Annotated in this window: 19 protein-coding genes; 12 read left to right on the top strand and 7 right to left on the bottom strand. The window is 32.8% G+C overall.

Annotated elements, in window-relative coordinates; translation table 11 throughout:
- Window positions 1-126: 126 nt before the first annotated feature.
- Entirely contained in the window at window positions 127-1071 is a 945-nt protein-coding gene (locus B2U95_RS12890; protein WP_296316943.1) for a tRNA dihydrouridine synthase, read from the bottom strand.
- A 480-nt stretch (window positions 1072-1551) separates the two neighbouring features.
- Here B2U95_RS12890 and B2U95_RS12885 point away from each other — a divergent pair, with 480 nt between their 5' ends.
- Window positions 1552-2184, top strand: coding sequence for a hypothetical protein (locus B2U95_RS12885; RefSeq protein WP_296316942.1), 633 nt, complete (start codon window positions 1552-1554; stop codon window positions 2182-2184).
- A gap of 11 nt (window positions 2185-2195) precedes the next feature.
- Here the strand turns inward: B2U95_RS12885 and B2U95_RS12880 are convergent, their stop codons facing one another.
- Both B2U95_RS12880 and B2U95_RS12875 read right to left on the bottom strand, forming a co-directional pair.
- Complete coding sequence (locus B2U95_RS12880; RefSeq protein ID WP_296316941.1) at window positions 2196-2603, bottom strand: hypothetical protein; 408 nt, start codon at window positions 2601-2603, stop codon at window positions 2196-2198.
- 12 nt (window positions 2604-2615) lie between these two features.
- Window positions 2616-3206 carry an FMN-binding negative transcriptional regulator gene (locus tag B2U95_RS12875; protein ID WP_296316940.1) on the bottom strand — a complete coding sequence of 197 codons (591 nt, stop codon included), beginning with the start codon at window positions 3204-3206 and terminating at the stop codon, window positions 2616-2618.
- A 93-nt stretch (window positions 3207-3299) separates the two neighbouring features.
- Between B2U95_RS12875 and radC the strand changes: the two genes are divergently transcribed.
- From radC to B2U95_RS12855, 4 genes are all read left to right on the top strand, one after another.
- Entirely contained in the window at window positions 3300-3998 is a 699-nt protein-coding gene (gene radC, locus B2U95_RS12870) for a RadC family protein (RefSeq protein WP_296316939.1), read from the top strand.
- Window positions 3998-5293, top strand: a complete 1296-nt coding sequence (locus B2U95_RS12865; RefSeq protein ID WP_296316938.1) for a polysaccharide deacetylase family protein — start codon at window positions 3998-4000, stop codon at window positions 5291-5293. Before radC ends, B2U95_RS12865 begins: the two co-directional genes overlap by 1 nt.
- Window positions 5290-5976, top strand: coding sequence for a YjjG family noncanonical pyrimidine nucleotidase (locus tag B2U95_RS12860; protein ID WP_296316937.1), 687 nt, complete (start codon window positions 5290-5292; stop codon window positions 5974-5976). Before B2U95_RS12865 ends, B2U95_RS12860 begins: the two co-directional genes overlap by 4 nt.
- A gap of 94 nt (window positions 5977-6070) precedes the next feature.
- Window positions 6071-6835, top strand: coding sequence for a hypothetical protein (locus B2U95_RS12855; RefSeq protein ID WP_296316936.1), 765 nt, complete (start codon window positions 6071-6073; stop codon window positions 6833-6835).
- Here B2U95_RS12855 and B2U95_RS12850 read toward each other — a convergent pair.
- Entirely contained in the window at window positions 6832-8109 is a 1278-nt protein-coding gene (locus B2U95_RS12850) for a replication-associated recombination protein A (RefSeq protein WP_296316935.1), read from the bottom strand. The two genes, B2U95_RS12855 and B2U95_RS12850, sit on opposite strands and share 4 nt — an antisense overlap.
- Before the next feature lie 117 nt (window positions 8110-8226).
- On the opposite strand from B2U95_RS12850, the gene B2U95_RS12845 reads away from it, so the two are divergent.
- Window positions 8227-8973, top strand: coding sequence for a rhomboid family intramembrane serine protease (locus B2U95_RS12845; RefSeq protein WP_296316934.1), 747 nt, complete (start codon window positions 8227-8229; stop codon window positions 8971-8973).
- Here B2U95_RS12845 and rlmB read toward each other — a convergent pair.
- The 3 genes from rlmB to B2U95_RS12830 form a co-directional block, all read right to left on the bottom strand.
- Window positions 8970-9704: a 23S rRNA (guanosine(2251)-2'-O)-methyltransferase RlmB gene (gene rlmB, locus B2U95_RS12840; RefSeq protein ID WP_296316933.1), complete on the bottom strand. Its 735-nt coding sequence runs from the start codon at window positions 9702-9704 to the stop codon at window positions 8970-8972. The genes B2U95_RS12845 and rlmB overlap by 4 nt on opposite strands.
- 68 nt (window positions 9705-9772) lie before the next feature.
- Window positions 9773-11416 (bottom strand): aryl-sulfate sulfotransferase, encoded by a 1644-nt coding sequence (locus tag B2U95_RS12835; RefSeq protein WP_296316932.1) that lies wholly within the window; start codon window positions 11414-11416, stop codon window positions 9773-9775.
- A gap of 52 nt (window positions 11417-11468) precedes the next feature.
- A complete protein-coding gene (locus B2U95_RS12830) occupies window positions 11469-13154 on the bottom strand; it encodes a POTRA domain-containing protein (RefSeq protein WP_296316931.1) in 1686 nt (561 codons plus the stop codon).
- Between the two features lie 177 nt (window positions 13155-13331).
- Here B2U95_RS12830 and rpsL point away from each other — a divergent pair, with 177 nt between their 5' ends.
- From rpsL to rplD, 6 genes are all read left to right on the top strand, one after another.
- Window positions 13332-13706 (top strand): 30S ribosomal protein S12, encoded by a 375-nt coding sequence (rpsL, locus tag B2U95_RS12825; protein ID WP_008269190.1) that lies wholly within the window; start codon window positions 13332-13334, stop codon window positions 13704-13706.
- A gap of 23 nt (window positions 13707-13729) precedes the next feature.
- Window positions 13730-14206 carry a 30S ribosomal protein S7 gene (gene rpsG, locus B2U95_RS12820; RefSeq protein ID WP_296316930.1) on the top strand — a complete coding sequence of 159 codons (477 nt, stop codon included), beginning with the start codon at window positions 13730-13732 and terminating at the stop codon, window positions 14204-14206.
- Window positions 14207-14212: 6 nt separating this feature from the next.
- Window positions 14213-16339: an elongation factor G gene (gene fusA / locus B2U95_RS12815; RefSeq protein ID WP_296316929.1), complete on the top strand. Its 2127-nt coding sequence runs from the start codon at window positions 14213-14215 to the stop codon at window positions 16337-16339.
- Window positions 16340-16350: 11 nt separating this feature from the next.
- Entirely contained in the window at window positions 16351-16656 is a 306-nt protein-coding gene (gene rpsJ, locus B2U95_RS12810) for a 30S ribosomal protein S10 (protein ID WP_007650482.1), read from the top strand.
- A gap of 125 nt (window positions 16657-16781) precedes the next feature.
- A complete protein-coding gene (gene rplC, locus B2U95_RS12805) occupies window positions 16782-17399 on the top strand; it encodes a 50S ribosomal protein L3 (protein WP_296316928.1) in 618 nt (205 codons plus the stop codon).
- A complete protein-coding gene (gene rplD / locus B2U95_RS12800) occupies window positions 17399-18028 on the top strand; it encodes a 50S ribosomal protein L4 (protein ID WP_296316927.1) in 630 nt (209 codons plus the stop codon). Before rplC ends, rplD begins: the two co-directional genes overlap by 1 nt.
- The last annotated feature ends 5 nt before the right edge of the window (window positions 18029-18033 follow it).

Raw genomic sequence — 18033 nt, 5'->3', positions numbered from 1 at the left:
TTTCAAAAAATTGTATCGAGAAGCTTAGTAGCTTTCAACCTGTTCTCGATACACTTATTTTTTTCCGTTACACTTCAAAAAGTAAGTATTCGAACTGACGACATCGTAAAATAGATAAACGTAAATCTATCCATTCTTTAAGATCTCAGCAACTGCTTGTTGATACGCTTTTGGATTATTTGCTTTTTTAATTTTCTTAAATGCTTTTTGAGGGTTTGAAAACGACTGCGCAAAAAATTCCCAAAAGCCTTGCATTTTCATTTTTATGGGAGTTGGTCCAGAAAGTGCCGCATCGTATTGATGATATATTGTGTCATGAAATTCTCTAAAAATTTCCCATCGGTTCTTTGGATATATTGTGGTGTCGTTTTTTATCATGCTTGGTAAAAACGGATCTGCAATAAGGCCTCTGCCCATCATAAAATGATCTATGCTTGGAAAACGGGTTTGCATTTCCTTCAATTTCGCCACTGAAGTAATATCTCCATTGTAGTATAATTTGTGTTTGGTACTTTCTATACACTTCTGAAAAGCATCTAAATCAACTCCTCCTTTATATAGTTGCTTACCTATACGTGCATGAATGGCAATACTTTTTAGCGGATAGCTATCTAGTATAGGGAAGGTGTCTAGAATTTCTTCAGCATGTTCGTAACCCATTCGCATTTTCATAGAAACGACGATGTCAGTTTCTTTGTGTACACGATCTAGGATATGATTGATTTTTTCTGGATCGCAAATAAGACCAGAACCCATACCACGTTTTGTAACCATTGGATAGGGACAGCCTAAATTCCAGTTTAATTCTTTATAACCTAATTCTTGAATATAATCTACAACGAAGAGAAACTCGTCAGCACTATTAGTCATAATCTGCGGAATGACTTCGAGCTCTTTGTTGTTTTCGATCTGTAAATCGATCTGATAAGAATTTTTAATAATCAACTTGTTATTAAACCGAATGTAAGGAGCGTAAAACGTATCGATACCTCCAAAATAATGGTTGAAGGCATTCCGAAATCGGAAGTCCGTAAACCCTTGTAGTGGCGATGATAAAAGTGTAAGTGACATTTCGTTTTATGGTTTAATGAGTCTTATAAAACGAAGGTGGTTTATTTTTTTGGGACTATCAAATAAAAAGATTAATAGACTTTAAAAAAGAAGCTTTTTAATTAATTGATCCAATGATAAAAGCTGATCCAGTTACTTCTCCCAATTTGAAAACTTGTGGTGCAAAAATTAAGACTATAATAATTGATAGGCCACAAAATATAATTTTTTGATTCTTAGATAGTGTATTCTATCTCGTTTTAATTTTATTCATGGCCTAAGGTTTAATTTTATGTTATAAACAAAAGCTTCTATAAGTTAATTACATATTTAATTATAATGTTACACTAAAAAAATGCTTTTATTTAGCTTTTTTAGAATGGAAATTAACAGAGACTAAGTGTAATAATAGACGAGTTAATACGTTATTGAATAGACCAACTAAAAACTAAAGCATATAAAAACAGTTACGTTTCAAAGTATTAATCAATCTCAATAATTATGAAACGAATTCTTTATGTTTGCTTTTTTGCCGTGTTATTATTGTCTTGTACTACTTCAGATAATGACCAAGACCCAGAATCTAATTTTTACGCGCTTACAGAAGGTAATGAATGGATTTATAAACACTATAAATATAATTCTTATACAGAAACCTATGACGATACAGGAGTATTAGATGCTGTGAGTATAGTAGGTACTGAGATTATAGATAATAACACTTATTTTAAGTTTAGACGTTTTACAACTGGTAACGAAGAGGGAATTACATTTTGTAACCCTAATGGTGAGCATTTTGAGTTGTTAAGAGATTCTGTTGGCTATTTAGTTAGAAATGATGGCAGTATAAAGTATACTAATAATGATTTTGTAACAAGAGTTATAAACCAACAAAGTTGGGGAACTATATATGAACAGCTCATTGCTACTGATCATGAAATTACGGTAGAAGCAGGTACTTTTGAAAGTACGTACACGCAACGTTTTGCAATTACAGCTAATGGAGAACAAGCAGAAGGCTTGGACCATCATTACTATACAGATGGTGTAGGACTAATTTATGATACTACTTCTTTTGTTACACAAAATATTCCGACTATAGTTAGGAGGTTGGATTCTTATGATGTTGAGTGATGTGATTAGGGTCACTTCACACGTTTCAGCGTAATCGCAGTGTCCGTAAAACCAGACGGTCTTTCAGAATCAAAACTCATATCAAAAATCATGGTGCTTTCATTTGTAAATTCTGCTATACCTAAAATTGTTTTCGATTCTCCCGTTTCTATTTTTGTCATGATGAAATCAATTTCAATTGGCTCGGTTTCGTAATTAATAGAGTATGTCATTTTCCCCTTTTCTCCATTCATAGTAAATTCTTTTCCGCCTAATACTTGTCCTTGAATTTCAAAAGCAGCGTAACCTTCATTATCAAAAAGAATATAACCAATTTCACCTTGGTCTTCTCCTTCCCATTTGCCAATAAAATTTTCTTTCTGAATACTCGTGTTAATTACTAATAAAGGAATAATAAAAAATGTAAATAGGTGTTTCATCTGTTTTTTAATTTAAAATACTTTATCTAAAAATAAACGAATACTCTCTTGATTAGCTCTAACCAATTCCTCGCGAGCAGCTTTTATGTCTTTTGGCTTTTTGTCTTGTGATAGTTTAAACTTGCCTTCCCAATTAGTGATTTCAATTTCAAACATTTCAATATAATCGAGATTTTTATCTAAACGCGGATTGTCTGGTTCTAAAATGTACTTATGGTCTGGTGTTTCTAAAAATTCCGTCATAGTAATTAAAGACTGTTTTAGAGCTGCTTTACTTTTAATGGCTTTTACTTTTCCTATGAGATGAACTTTAATGTAGTTCCAAGTAGGTAATTGCGTCGTAGAATAGATGCTTGGGGAAATGTAACATTCAGGTCCTGCAAAAATGATTGTTACATCGTTATCATCTTTTAATAAAGTACCTTGTGGATTATAAATATCTATGTGTCCAATAAGTTTACCATCTTCATAAACCAAAGGTAAGTGTGTTATTAATGGCAGATTGTCTTTTACAGATATAACAGTAGCTAAAGGGTAAGTTTTAATAACATCAATCATGTGATTGATATCATTATCTTGGTGTTTTTTTGGAGGGTAATTCATAAATTGTTATCCTGAGTTAATTTCAGAATCTTAATATTTGCTAATAATTAATTAATTTAGACGCTTAAATTTACAATTTTTTATCTTTAGAGCATGTCAGAAAAACCAACTTCATTTTCAATTAAAAATTGGTCACAAGACGATCAGCCTAGAGAAAAATTAAGAGATAAAGGAAAAGCGATTTTAAGCGATGCTGAATTAGTCGCTATTCTCATTGGTTCTGGTAACAGAGAAGAAAGTGCCGTAGATTTATGTAAACGGATCTTAGCAAGTGTAGATAACAACCTCAATGCTTTAGGAAAACTATCTATTAAACAATTAATCGAATTTAAAGGTATTGGTGAAGCAAAGGCTATTTCTATTACAGCAGCTTTAGAATTAGGACGACGACGACGTTTAGAAGAAGTATTGCAATTAGAAAAAATAACCTCTAGCCGATCTGTTTATAATATAATGCAACCTATTTTAGGGGAGTTGCCACATGAGGAATTCTGGATCTTATATCTAAATAATTCTAATAAAGTAATTCAAAAAAATCAATTAAGTAAAGGTGGTATTACTGGCACTTTAGTAGATGTGCGCTTGGTACTTAAAAATGCTTTAGAGACTGGCGCAACTGCTTTAATTCTTTGCCATAATCACCCTTCTGGGACTTTGAAACCGAGTCAAGCTGATAAAGACATTACTCAAAAACTAAAAGTGGCTGCACAATGTTTAGATATTAAAGTTTTAGACCACCTCATTGTAACTGAGAAAGCGTATTTTAGTTTCGCAGACGAAGAAATCATATAATGCTATTAGTATACACGCATAAAATCACACCACGTTTTAAATACACATTTAAGCATATTTGTAAACGTATACTTGGGTTAGAGGTTAGTTTTACTTCTAAGATTGAGGATTTTATAGCGCATAATAGTCTTAAAATGTCTTACGCTAAACAACCATTGAGTAATGAGTTATTTGTAAGAAGTAATGCACTATTATTTGAGAATGGTTTATCGGATTTAGATATCAATGTACAACCATGGGGTAATACTAAAGGTTTTTTTGCCACTGGAGAACGTAGCGACTTACCATTTGATATTTTTGCAGCTTCCTTCTACTTACTGAGTCGTTATGAAGAATATATGCCACATGTAAAAGATGATTATGGTAGATTTATGGCAAAGGAAAGCTTGGCATATAACCATCGGTTTTTACAGCAACCAATAGTAGATATTTGGGCTTACAAGCTAAAAGTAGTTTTACAAAAACGATTTCCCGATTATCAATTCCCAGAGCGGACTTACAAAATTCAACCAGTTATAGATGTGCCAGCTGCATACTATTTTAGGCAAAAAGGATTATTACGCACTGTAGGTGGGACTTTAAATGATTTGAGTCGTTTTAATTTACGACAACTGTACCAACGTTACTTGGTATTAATGGGTTTTAAGAGAGATCCTTATGATACATTTAGGTGGATTATTAGAAAACAAAAAACGTGTAACTTTAAATTTATGGTTTTGTTTTTAATAGGTGATTATTCCACATATGATAAAAACATAAACACAAATAAGAAGCAATTTATTTCTCTTATTAAATCTGTGGCAGATTATTGTGATGTTGGGATTAAAGCATCCTACTTTGCATTAGATGATATTTCGATTTTAAAGAAAGAGAAACTAAAAATTGAAAGTATTACCAATACAGATTTAAAGGCAATACGACATTCTTTCTCTAAATTAAATTTACCAACGTCTTATCGTAATTTGGTAGAGCTTGAAATTAATCAGGATTTTACAATGGGTTATATAGATACACTTGGGTTTAGAGCAGGTACATGTACACCATTTCAGTTTTATGATTTAGATTATGAAGTGCAAACACCATTACAAATAAATCCATACCAATGCTTAGACTTTGCACTGTTAAAGTACAAGTCAGAATTAGATAAAACTGAGCATTTAAAGAAGTTAATAGAAGAGGTGAAAGCTGTTAATGGTACATTTACACCAATTTTTCATAATTATTCACTAAGTGATTTAGACCGTTGGAATGGATATAAATCGCTCTTTAATCTAGTTTTAGAATCCGCAGAATGAAAAACACCATAAAACACGTATTTTTTGATTTAGATCACACCCTTTGGGATTTTGATAAAAACTCAGGACTAACATTTGAGAAAATTTTTAAGTTAAACACTATTAATGTTGATCTAAAAGAATTTCTTAACGTTTACGAACCAATCAATCTTAAATATTGGAGACTTTATAGAAATGAAAAAGTAACCAAATCAGAGTTGCGTTATCGTAGGTTAAAGGAGGCTTTTGATGCTATTAACATTAGTGTTGAAGATGAAATGATTAATAAGTTGTCTGAGGCTTATATAGAACATTTATCTAGTTTTAATCATTTGTTTGAAGGCACTTTCGAAATCCTTGATTATCTTCAAAATAAATATACATTGCATATCATTACTAATGGATTTGAAGAGATTCAAGAAAAGAAAATGAAAAGTTCAAATATTAGAAATTATTTTGAAACTGTAACCAATTCTGAAATGGTTGGCGTAAAAAAACCAAATCCTAAAATTTTTAATTTTGCATTAAATTTAGCCAAAGCAAAATTAGAAGAAAGTATAATGATAGGAGATAGCTTAGAAGCTGATATAGAGGGTGCAGCAAATTTAGGAATGGACACTATTCATTTTGATTACAAAAAGCAATTTAAAACAGAAAACTACAAGCAAGTTTATCATCTTAAAGCTATAGCAGATTATCTTTAAACACGTATAAAATGTTTATTAATTTTTTAATATAGATGATTGATATGAACTCATTTTAATATTCAAATAAACACATCAATTTAAAATTATAACAATGAAAAAATTAATAATACTGAGTTTAGTTCTTTGTTTCAGTTTTCAGGTAGAATCTCAAGTATCTAACGGAAGTGAAATAAATAATTATAAATATGTTGTTGTTCCTTTAAAGTTTAGTTTTCTAAAAGGTGAAAACACTTACCGTTTAAATACATTGACCAAATATCTATTTAAACAGAATAATTTTTCAGCTTTTTATGATAAAGAAAAATTGCCTGAGGATTTATTTAAAGATAGATGCTTGGCAATTTATTCAGATGTTGAAGACGTTAAAGGTGGTTTTAAAAAAACAAAACTTCAAGTTACTTTTACAGATTGTTATGGGAATCTAATATTTACGTCTGATGTTGGTTCTTCGGGTGAAAACAAACACGAGGTAGCCCATCAAGAGGCCTTACGTGATGCGTTTAGTACTTTTGCGATTAAAACTTATAAATACTCACCTAGAATCACAGATGTTGCGGTTGAAAAGGAAACAGTTAAAACTTTAGATAAGAAACCAAAAAAGGAAATTGTAGAAACTATAGAAGGACTAGTAAACACTCCTGATTCTCAGGCTTTCTATGCTCAGAAGATTGACAATGGTTACCAATTAGTAGATGCGGATCCTAAAATAGTGATGATTTTATTGGCAACGTCTGCCGCTGATGTATATCTAGTGAAAGACAAAAATGCTATAGTTTATAAAGAAAATGATAAATGGATTTATTCTGAAAATCTTCAAACTTCAATTAAGAAAGAAGAAATTAGAATTAAATTTTAATAGCCATATTTCTCTCTCCAAAGCCCTTTTAAATAATTTCTTTGAGCTTGCTCTCTTTGGTTATGTCCTGGTTCGTATAATTTTGTATTTGCGATTTCTTCAGGAAGAAACTCTTGTTCCGCAAAATTGTTTTTATAACTGTGTGCATATTTATATTGGTCACCATAACCCAATTCTTTCATTAGCTTAGTAGGAGCATTTCTTATAGCCATAGGTACAGATAAATCACCAGTATCTTTGACTAACTGTTGTGCTTTATTTATGGCTTCATATGCAGCATTACTTTTAGGTGAGCTAGCTAAATATGTTGTGCATTGACTAAGAACAATACGAGACTCTGGGTGGCCGATTACACATACAGCTTGAAACGTATTATTGGCAATAACTAATGCTGTAGGATTTGCATTTCCAATATCTTCGCTAGCTAAAATCAGTAAGCGTCTAGCAATAAATTTAACATCTTCTCCTCCTTCAATCATACGTGCTAAGTAATATACGGCTGCATTAGGGTCGCTGCCACGAATAGATTTAATAAAGGCAGATATGATGTCATAATGTTGTTCTCCGGTCTTGTCGTAACGTGCTGTTTTAGTTTGTACTTGTTTTAATACAAGTTCATTTGTAATAACAACACTATCGTTTTCGAACGAAGTTACGAGTAGTTCAAAAATATTTAAGAGTTTTCTCGCATCTCCTCCAGACAATCTTAATAAGGCTTCTGTTTCTTTTAATTCAATATTTAACTTTGAAATTATGTTATCTTCTTTAAGTGCGCGTTTAAGCAGAGATTGTAAATCGTCTTTACTAAATGCATTTAGGGTGTAAACCTGACACCTAGATAATAATGCCGAAATAACTTCAAAACTTGGATTTTCTGTCGTTGCACCAATTAAAGTCACCCAACCTTTTTCTACAGCCTCTAAAAGCGAGTCTTGCTGTGATTTACTAAAACGATGAATTTCATCAATAAATAGTATCGGATTTTTAGCCGTAAACAAACCTCCACTTTTTTTAGCCTTATCTATTACTTCTCTAATATCTTTGACTCCAGAGTTTATAGCACTCAATTTAAAAAACGGACGCTCAGACTCATTAGCGATAATATTAGCTAAAGTAGTTTTTCCTATACCAGGTGGTCCCCAGAGTATGAGTGACGGAATAACTCCACTTTTAATTTGCTGGTAGAGTATGCCATCTTTACCAACTAAATGTTGTTGACTTATATAGTCATTTAATGTTCTAGGACGCAAGCGCTCTGCTAAAGGAATATTCATGCTCTAAAATTACAAAATGCCATCTAAACTTAGGATGCTTTTATTAAACAGTTATGACAATATTTCATGGTTTTTAGTTTTGGTCATAAATTTGAAGTACATTTTACAAATTAATATATGTCTTCGCAACAATTTAAATACTCTAATAGTGTCATCTTATATCCTCTGATGATAGTATTTTTAGTATGGCTTGTTTTCTGGTATCAGGTACGTATAGATTATAGTATTAAATATTTTGGTATTAGACCCCAAAAAGTAGAAGGGCTCATAGGTATTATAACAAGTCCGTTTTTGCATGCAGACATAGATCATATTTATAATAATTCTATTCCGCTTTTTGTTTTATCATTAGCACTTTTTTATTTTTATAAAAAGATAGCTTGGAAAGTTATACTCTACGGTATACCGCTTTCTGGTTTTTTAACTTGGTTAATTGGTAATTCTGGAAATCATATTGGTGCTAGTGGATTGATTTATGTACTCGTTAGTTTTATTTTTTTTAAGGGAATTTTAGCAAAACACTATAGGTTAATCGCTCTATCCTTGATGGTTGTATTTCTATATGGGAGTATGATATGGTATGTGTTGCCTATAAAAATGGGTATGTCTTGGGAGGGCCATTTAAGCGGATTAATTACAGGGTTTGCTTTTGCTTTATTTTTTAGAAATCAAGTTGCTAAGCCAGAACGTTACAGATGGGAACAATCAAATTATAATGAAGACGATGATCCATTTATGCGCCATTTTGATGAAGACGGTAATTTTATAGAACTTGAACCTGATTTAGAAATCGAAACGGATGCTGAAACTGAAATATTTCAGTCTCCGAAAGTTAACTATATTTTTAAGAAAAAGGAGGATTAACGACGTTGTCTTAACGCTTCGTATAAGAATGCACCACACGCTACAGAAACATTTAAAGATTCAATTTCACCTAAAATAGGAAGTTTGGCATGGTCGTCAACGACTTTTAGTACAGATGGGTTTATACCTCTGCCTTCAGATCCCATAATTATTGCACAAGGCTCTTTGAAGGACACATCAAATAAAAAGTCTTTTGCTTTTTCTGTTGCCGCTATAACTTTTATTCCGGAAGATTGCATGTGAAAAACAGCATCTTTTATATGATCTACTTTGCAAATAGGCATCTTAAAAATGGCGCCTGCACTTGTTTTAATAGTATCACCATTTATTGGTGCACCCCCTTTTTTCTGAATAATTATGCCATTGACACCTGTACATTCAGCAGTTCTAACTATAGCGCCAAAATTTCTAACATCACTTAGTTGATCTAGTAATAGGAATAATGGCGTTTTACCAGACTCAATAACTTGCATTACTAAATCATCAATATTATGAAACTCAATAGGTGAAATTTGTGCAACAGCACCTTGATGATTACCTCTTGTTAATCGGTTTAGTTTTTCAATTGGTACGTAAGATGAATTAATACCTTCTGCTCGTAATAAACCTTCTAATTCTTGAAAAAGCTCACCTTTAATTCCTTTTTGTAAAAAAACCTTGTCAATAGTTTTTCCGGATTTAATCGCTTCAATGATTGCTCTAATCCCAAAAATAGTTGTTTCATTATCCATGGCACAAAGGTATAAAAAAACCATCCTGAAAATAGGATGGTTATATAATTTAAATTTTAGTTATAAATTTAATTCTTAATGACTTTTCTAGAGATGATCTTCCCTACTGAATGTATTTTTAAAAAGTATATGCCCCTGTTTTGTAATGATAAATCTATAGTTGAAAATCTAGATTCTACTACTTTTTGTCCCAGGGTATTGTAAACTTCAATTTTATCAATATTTTGAGTTGAAGATATGTTTATAATAGTATTGGTTGGGTTAGGGTATACGCCAACTACAGATTCATTAAAATCTACTATGCTTAAGTTATTACATGGAGTTAAATCTGGATTTAATTCAAGAGGTAAGTTAGGAGATAGATCTCTACCATCAAAACCAGAGAAATTCAAAGGATATTTTGTAGCTCTAAAGGTTAAATTTGTTCCTGGAGCTGGCATTCCTTGTTGTGTAGAGTTGCCATTATTATTGTTAATAGGATTTATATACTCCCATACTTTTTCATTGTTACTATCTAGTTCAAAGAAATAACCATCTCTACCTTCACATATCAAGATATTTCCATTTGGTAATTGCTGTGCGCTACTCACAATTGCTGTAAAAAACGCTGAAGGGTCTTCAGATAAATCAGAATAGGTATAATCTGTATTTAAAGGACCATAGGAACTATTAGGTGTATAGTCGTATACACCAAGACTAGATTCAGGTGGAGTTATAATATCTACTTGAGAAAATTCAGGACTACGTTGAAATCCATTGTTAAATAAAATGATTTTATTTTCATTTGGTAATCCAGATTTAATAAAACGAGGGGTGTGTTGCCCAAATAATGTTCTGTCAGAGGGAGAGCCTTGTCTGTAAGCTTCAGGATTTCCCCATCTGTATAATAAGTCTCCGCCTTTGTTATAAGTACCTCCTGTGGTAGAAGCGGATTCTGCAGTACTTGTAGAGTGATCTATAATCCATATTTCGCTAATTCGTCTAGCGCTTATTACAATTTGATCCCTTTCTTCATTATATTGTATAGAGTTAACATGAAGCCAGTTGTTACCTCCAGTTCCGCCATTTAAAAAGTTAATATCTAAGCGTTGTGGATTATCTTCAACTACACCAAAATTATCTTTTGTAGCATCAAAATCTTGAATTAAATGATCATTAATATTCCATTCCCAAACAATATTTGCTTGGTTTGTGCCAACAGGTTCTAATTCTAAAATTTGCTCATTATAAAGTTCGTTATCTATAAGGAAGCTTGGATCGCGTCCTGCTTGTATAGCTTCAGCTTCAGTCATTACGGTTGCAGCTAATAGTAATATATTACCATTAGGCAGAGGATAAATATCGTGGTGTTGTCTAAAAGTACTCGAGCTATAAATGTAAGACCATACAATATTGCCATCCCAGTCAAAAAGCTCTACAATTCCTCCTTGTCCACCAAAAGCAATATCACTACTGCCATCTTCTAAGCGGCCTGCTCTAAGTAAATTACCATTTGGTAGCAGATATACTGAACTACCAGGAAGATAATTACTAGTCCATTCATTCACTAGTTCTCCACAATTATTTATGAGATAGGCCTTGGTATTAATGTTAAACAGCGTAAGCGCTTCAAAGGCATCTTCGGTAATAGATATTGTACCAACTGTATTTTGGCTAAAACAGAAATTGATTGATAAAGTTAAGAAGTATAAGGCGAGTAGTTTTCTTATCATAATGTCTAGTTTTAACTTTAATTTAATTTTTTTAACAAACCTAACTATTTATTTAAAAAGTAGCCGTTAAACTTAGATGGATTTTTGAATCGGATAGCTTAAATTGACGATTTTCTGTTTTTCCACTAGAATAGTTTAATCTAAAAAGACCTGCATTGGTAATTAATCCTAAACCAAATCCAAACCCAAAAAGCTTTTGTTTGCTGTTTGTAATTTGATTTTCAAAATAAGCAGCATCTAAAACTGAATGCACATATATACTATTACTTAGTCTATAACGGTATTCGGTGTTTATAACTCCATAAAGATTGGCAACTAAACTATTTTCTTCAAAACCACGGATAGAATTAATACCACCAAACCTAAATAATTCATTGTCTAAATAATCGTCTGAGTTTAAAATAGATCCGTTTAGTCTTGTATAGATACTGTTTTTGTTATTTAAATTAAAAATCTTATAAGTATCTAAAGTAAATAAATTTTGTTTTTGTGATCCTAAATCGTTAGTTCTATCGCCAAAACCTGTAGATAAATCAAACCAAAAGTTAATAGGAAACAAAGGGTCGTATGGTTGAGGTTTTATGTAGTTATAATTCAGTGTGTAATAATTAGTTGTATAATCATTTAAAATTGCAGTATCATTTTCTAGCAGATTGGTTGAGCTTATAGACGTTATGCCAATACCAAAAGTGTGTCTAGAATTAATTTGATAATTTATTTTAGCATATTGATTAGCGGTTGAAAATGTTGAGTCCTTTCTAAATAGTTGTAGTCCTACTTCTAGCCCTATTGGTGAACCAAATAAGTAAGGTAAATCAGTATCTACTCTAAAGGTTTGTTGATCTATCTCATCACTCTTGTAAAATAGATTTAAGGTCTCGCCAAAATTAAGGTTATTAATAAGTCTCAAGTCTAAGTAGCCATCAAACTCTATTTTATTCGTATTCTCATTAGTTCCAAAGCCTAGAAATCCATCAAAATTATTAGTTCTTGTTTTTTCTACATATAAATATAGTGTCGTAGAATCCTTAGTAAATAAAACCTCTGGGTCTTTAATAGTTCTTGCAAAACGTAGATCTTCTAAAAGTTCAACTTTTTCTTTAATAGCATTTAAATTGAAGGATTTTCCGGTTCTTAATTTTAAAAACCTTTTAATATAAGACTTAGGGAAATTTTCATAGCCTTTTACAATGATTTTATCAATACGCCTTTTTTGATTGCTAACAATTTTTAAATCTGCTGATATTAAATTAGGACTAAATTTTGAAATATTTACAAGTTGTAACGATGAAAACGGATCGCCTTGTTCTGCAATTTTAGAATTTAATTCATTTAATATATTTTCAAGTGAACTAATCTCTAATTCAAATGAGTTTTCGTTTTTTGAATGTGTAATAAAATTTAATAATTCGGGATCAAAGTCTGAATCATAATATATTCTAATGGAGTTTATTTTTTCACCTAGAAATAATTCTGCATTAAAAAGTGTGTCATTCTTTTTGGTAATGCGCTCAATAGTTGTGTCTATATAACCAAACCGAGCGAGCTGTTTAGCTAAATCATTAACTTCAGATTCTAAATTATTATAGTTGTCAAATAGACTATTATATCCTAAAGAGTCAATGGTTTTTGTTCGCTCTTCGTTTTCTGCTGTAATCTTTAAATTGAGCGATTGCGCAGTAATTTGATTTGAGCAAATAAAAATTAAAAGAAGAATAAAGCGTTTTACGAATGTCATTAATTGAATATGAAATAACTCTTATAGTAACGTAAAAATAGACCATTATATATATGTGTAAAATGAAAGTTTATATTTCTTTCAAAAATTAATTCTCAAGTGTTTGAATAATAGATATTAATTACTACATTTGCACCCCTCAAAAGTGAGGATTAATAAAATTTTATATAGAAATATATGCCAACAATTTCACAATTAGTACGAAAAGGAAGAGCCAAAATAACCAAGAAGAGTAAATCGGCTGCTTTAGATTCGTGTCCTCAAAGACGTGGTGTATGTACTCGTGTTTATACAACGACACCTAAGAAACCTAACTCAGCAATGCGTAAGGTAGCAAGGGTTCGTTTAACAAACGGAAACGAAGTAAATGCATACATTGGTGGAGAAGGTCACAATTTACAAGAGCACTCGATAGTATTGGTTAGAGGTGGAAGGGTAAAAGATTTGCCAGGTGTTAGATATCACATCGTTCGTGGTGCCTTAGATACAGCAGGTGTTGCTGGAAGGACACAACGTAGATCTAAGTACGGAGCAAAACGCCCTAAGAAGTAATTAAAAAACTTTAAGAAGAAGACATGAGAAAAAGAGCAGCAAAAAAGAGACCGCTTTTACCAGATCCAAAATTTAATGATCAGTTAGTAACACGTTTTGTTAACATGATGATGTGGGATGGTAAGAAGTCTACAGCTTTTAAAGTATTCTATGATGCAATTGATATTGTTGAAGAGAAAAAGAATGATGACGAAAAAACAGCTTTAGAGGTTTGGAAAGAAGCGTTATCTAATGTGATGCCTCACGTAGAAGTACGTAGTCGTCGTGTTGGTGGTGCTACATTCCAAATTCCAATGCAAATTCGTCCAGACCGTAAGGTTTCAACTGCGATGAAATGGTTAATTAGCTTTTCACGTAAGAGAAACGAAAAGTCTATGGCACAACGATTAGCTTCAGAAGTATTAGCTGCAGCAAAAGAAGAAGGTGCGGCTGTTAAAAAGAGATCTGATACTCATAAAATGGCAGAGGCAAATAAAGCATTCTCTCACTTTAGATTTTAATAGGAAATGGCAAGAGATTTAAAATATACAAGAAATATAGGTATTGCCGCGCATATTGATGCTGGTAAAACCACGACTACAGAGCGTATTCTTTATTATACAGGAGTTTCTCACAAAATTGGTGAGGTTCATGATGGTGCTGCAACAATGGACTGGATGGAGCAAGAACAAGAACGTGGTATTACAATTACTTCGGCAGCTACAACCTGTACATGGCAGTTTCCAAAGGAAAATGCTGAAATCCTTTCAGAAACGAAGGATTACCATTTTAATATAATTGACACACCTGGTCACGTAGATTTTACGGTTGAAGTAAACCGTTCTTTACGTGTACTAGATGGTTTGGTGTTCTTATTTAGTGCAGTTGATGGCGTTGAGCCTCAGTCTGAAACTAACTGGAGATTAGCAGATAACTACAAAGTACCAAGAATTGGTTTCGTAAATAAAATGGACCGTCAAGGATCTGATTTTATGATGGTTTGCAAACAAGTTAAAGAAATGCTAGGTTCAAATGCTGTGCCTATCGTTTTAAACATTGGTGACGAAGAGAACTTTAAAGGTATTGTCGATTTAGTTAAGAATAGAGCTATTGTTTGGCATGAAGAAGGAATGGGTGCGACTTTTGATGTAGTTGATATACCTGAAGAGCTTAAAGAAGAGTCAAGGATTCTTCGTGGCAAACTTATTGAAGAAGTAGCAAGTTACGATGAGAACCTACTAGAGAAGTACATGGAAGATGAAAATTCTATCACAGAAGACGAAGTGCACAATGCACTTAGAGCTGCTGTTATGGATATGGCAATCATTCCTATGGTTTGTGGTTCTGCTTTCAAAAATAAAGGGGTACAGTTTTTATTAGATGCTGTCTGTCGTTATTTACCTTCTCCAATGGATAAGGAAGGTATCATTGGAATGAATCCAGATACAGAGAAAGAAGAAATTCGTAAGCCAAGCGTTGATGAACCTTTTGCTGCTTTAGCATTTAAAATTGCAACGGATCCCTTTGTAGGACGTTTAGCATTTTTTCGTGCCTATTCTGGTCGTTTAGATGCAGGTTCGTATGTGTTAAACAACCGATCAGGTAAAAAAGAGCGTATTTCTCGTATTTATCAAATGCATGCTAATAAGCAGAATGCAATTGATTTTATCGAAGCTGGTGATATTGGAGCTGCTGTTGGATTTAAATCTATTAAAACGGGAGATACATTGACATCAGAAAAACATCCTATCGTTTTAGAATCTATGGACTTCCCTGATCCGGTAATTGGTATCGCGGTTGAGCCTAAGACAAAAGCAGATGTAGATAAGTTAGGTATTGGTTTAGCTAAATTAGCTGAAGAAGATCCAACATTTACAGTGCGTTCAGACGAAGCTTCAGGACAGACTATTATTTCTGGAATGGGTGAATTACATTTAGATGTAATTGTGGATCGTTTAAGAAGAGAATTTAAAGTTGAGGTTAACCAAGGTCAGCCACAAGTTGAATATAAAGAGGCTATTACACAATCTGCAAATCATAGGGAGGTTTACAAGAAACAATCTGGTGGTCGTGGTAAATTTGCTGATATCGTATTTACGATTGAGCCAGCAGATGAAGGTGTTGTAGGTCTTCAGTTTGAATCTGTAATTAAAGGTGGTAACGTTCCTAAAGAATTTATACCTTCAATTGAAAAAGGATTTAAAATGGCTATGATTAATGGGCCATTGGCAGGTTTTGAAGTAGATTCTATGAAAGTGACATTGAGAGATGGATCTTATCATGATGTGGATTCTGATCAATTATCATTCGAATTAGCAGCAAAATTAGGATTTAAGAATTCTGCAAGAGCCGCTAAGGCAGTTATAATGGAGCCAATCATGAAACTTGAGGTTATTACACCTGAAGAAAACATGGGTGATATTGTAGGTGATTTAAATAGAAGAAGAGGTCAGATGAGTGATATGGGTGATAGAGCTGGTGCAAAAACTGTAAAAGCTACTGTACCATTATCAGAAATGTTTGGTTATGTAACTACATTAAGAACATTATCTTCAGGCCGTGCAACATCAACAATGGAATTTTCTCACTATGCTGAAACTCCTTCTAATGTTTCTGAAGAAGTAATTAAGGCAGCTAAAGGAGTTGAATCGTAAATCTTAATAATATGAGTCAAAAAATCAGAATTAAATTAAAATCTTACGATCACAACTTAGTAGATAAGTCTGCTGATAAGATTGTAAAGACAGTAAAAAGTACAGGTGCAGTAGTAACGGGACCAATTCCATTACCAACACACAAGAAAATTTTCACTGTTTTACGTTCACCTCACGTAAATAAGAAGTCTAGAGAACAATTTCAATTAAGCTCTTACAAGAGGTTATTAGATATTTACTCTTCATCTTCTAAAACAATTGATGCTTTAATGAAGCTTGAATTGCCGAGTGGAGTAGAAGTTGAAATCAAAGTGTAATTTTACACTAACATGTCCTAAGCTGCGTGCGAAGGAAAAACGGATAAAAATACACTTCAAGGCTGAAACGTATTTTCAGCCTTGAATTTTGAATAACAAATAGTAATAATAAATAAATAATAATTATGTCTGGGTTAATTGGAAAAAAAATCGGTATGACCAGCATTTTCGATGAAAATGGAAAGAACATTCCATGTACAGTAATCGAAGCTGGACCATGTATCGTTACCCAAGTCAGAACTGAAGAAGTGGATGGTTATTCAGCCCTTCAATTAGGTTTCGATGACGCGACAGAAAAGAGTGCTACTAAAGCTGACCTAGGTCATGCTAAAAAAGCAGGAACTTCTGTAAAACGCAAAGTTGTTGAATTCAAAGGTTTTGGTGAGGAGTACAAATTAGGTGATTCTATTACGGTAGATCAATTTACTGAAGGTCAATTTGTGGATGTCGCAGGTACTTCAAAAGGTAAAGGATTTCAGGGTGTAGTTAAACGTCACGGATTCGCCGGTGTTGGTCAAGCAACACACGGTCAACACAACCGTTTAAGAGCTCCGGGTTCTATTGGTGCAGCTTCTTATCCTGCGAGAGTATTCAAAGGAATGAAGATGGCCGGAAGAATGGGTGGTGAAACAGTAAAAGTTCAAAATTTAAGAGTTTACAAAGTAGTTCCTGAAAAGAACCTACTTGTGGTTAAGGGCTGTGTTCCTGGTCATAATAATTCTTATGTAATCATTGAAAAGTAATGAAGGTAGCAGTTTTAGATATAAACGGAAAAGACACTGGAAGGAAAGCTGAGCTTTCTAAAGAGGTGTTCGCTATAGAGCCTAATAACCACGCAGTCTATTTAGATGTTAAGCAATACTTAGCAAATCAAAGACAGGGGACGCACAAGGCTAAAGAAAGAGCAGATATTTCTGGTAGTACACGTAAGATTAAGAAGCAGAAAGGTACTGGTACTGCAAGAGCAGGTAGTATAAAGTCTGGTGTATTCAGAGGTGGTGGACGTATGTTTGGTCCTAGACCAAGAAATTACGGTTTTAAATTAAATAAAAACGTAAAACGTTTAGCGCGTAAATCAGCTTTAAGTATTAAGGCAAATGATAAGTCAATTTTAGTGCTAGAGGATTTCAATTTTGAGGCCCCTAAAACTAAAAACTTTATCAATGTTTTAAAGGCTTTAGAGGTTGAAAACAAAAAATCTCTTATAGTGTTGGGTGGTTCAAATAATAATGTATATTTGTCATCACGCAATTTTAAAGGCTCTGAAGTCATAACAGCCTCAGAATTAAGTACTTATAAAATAATGAATGCTAATAAAGTTATTCTAATTGAAAGTGCTTTAGAAGGAATTGAATCGAACTTAAGTAAATAGAACAG

It is taken from the genome of Winogradskyella sp. UBA3174 (genome assembly GCF_002364335.1).
Lineage (GTDB): Bacteria > Bacteroidota > Bacteroidia > Flavobacteriales > Flavobacteriaceae > Winogradskyella.
Note: the sequence above shows the minus strand (reverse complement) of the source record. Positions and strands in the feature narration are given on the sequence as shown.

Excerpts from the sequence above, each read along its gene's own strand:
- B2U95_RS12890 (WP_296316943.1), bottom strand. The coding sequence starts at position 1,071 with ATGTCACTTACACTTTTATCATCGCCACTACAAGGGTTTACGGACTTC.
- B2U95_RS12885 (WP_296316942.1), top strand. The coding sequence starts at position 1,552 with ATGAAACGAATTCTTTATGTTTGCTTTTTTGCCGTGTTATTATTGTCT.
- B2U95_RS12880 (WP_296316941.1), bottom strand. The coding sequence starts at position 2,603 with ATGAAACACCTATTTACATTTTTTATTATTCCTTTATTAGTAATTAAC.
- B2U95_RS12875 (WP_296316940.1), bottom strand. The coding sequence starts at position 3,206 with ATGAATTACCCTCCAAAAAAACACCAAGATAATGATATCAATCACATG.
- radC (WP_296316939.1), top strand. The coding sequence starts at position 3,300 with ATGTCAGAAAAACCAACTTCATTTTCAATTAAAAATTGGTCACAAGAC.
- B2U95_RS12865 (WP_296316938.1), top strand. The coding sequence starts at position 3,998 with ATGCTATTAGTATACACGCATAAAATCACACCACGTTTTAAATACACA.
- B2U95_RS12860 (WP_296316937.1), top strand. The coding sequence starts at position 5,290 with ATGAAAAACACCATAAAACACGTATTTTTTGATTTAGATCACACCCTT.
- B2U95_RS12855 (WP_296316936.1), top strand. The coding sequence starts at position 6,071 with ATGAAAAAATTAATAATACTGAGTTTAGTTCTTTGTTTCAGTTTTCAG.
- B2U95_RS12850 (WP_296316935.1), bottom strand. The coding sequence starts at position 8,109 with ATGAATATTCCTTTAGCAGAGCGCTTGCGTCCTAGAACATTAAATGAC.
- B2U95_RS12845 (WP_296316934.1), top strand. The coding sequence starts at position 8,227 with ATGTCTTCGCAACAATTTAAATACTCTAATAGTGTCATCTTATATCCT.
- rlmB (WP_296316933.1), bottom strand. The coding sequence starts at position 9,704 with ATGGATAATGAAACAACTATTTTTGGGATTAGAGCAATCATTGAAGCG.
- B2U95_RS12835 (WP_296316932.1), bottom strand. The coding sequence starts at position 11,416 with ATGATAAGAAAACTACTCGCCTTATACTTCTTAACTTTATCAATCAAT.
- B2U95_RS12830 (WP_296316931.1), bottom strand. The coding sequence starts at position 13,154 with ATGACATTCGTAAAACGCTTTATTCTTCTTTTAATTTTTATTTGCTCA.
- rpsL (WP_008269190.1), top strand. The coding sequence starts at position 13,332 with ATGCCAACAATTTCACAATTAGTACGAAAAGGAAGAGCCAAAATAACC.
- rpsG (WP_296316930.1), top strand. The coding sequence starts at position 13,730 with ATGAGAAAAAGAGCAGCAAAAAAGAGACCGCTTTTACCAGATCCAAAA.
- fusA (WP_296316929.1), top strand. The coding sequence starts at position 14,213 with ATGGCAAGAGATTTAAAATATACAAGAAATATAGGTATTGCCGCGCAT.
- rpsJ (WP_007650482.1), top strand. The coding sequence starts at position 16,351 with ATGAGTCAAAAAATCAGAATTAAATTAAAATCTTACGATCACAACTTA.
- rplC (WP_296316928.1), top strand. The coding sequence starts at position 16,782 with ATGTCTGGGTTAATTGGAAAAAAAATCGGTATGACCAGCATTTTCGAT.
- rplD (WP_296316927.1), top strand. The coding sequence starts at position 17,399 with ATGAAGGTAGCAGTTTTAGATATAAACGGAAAAGACACTGGAAGGAAA.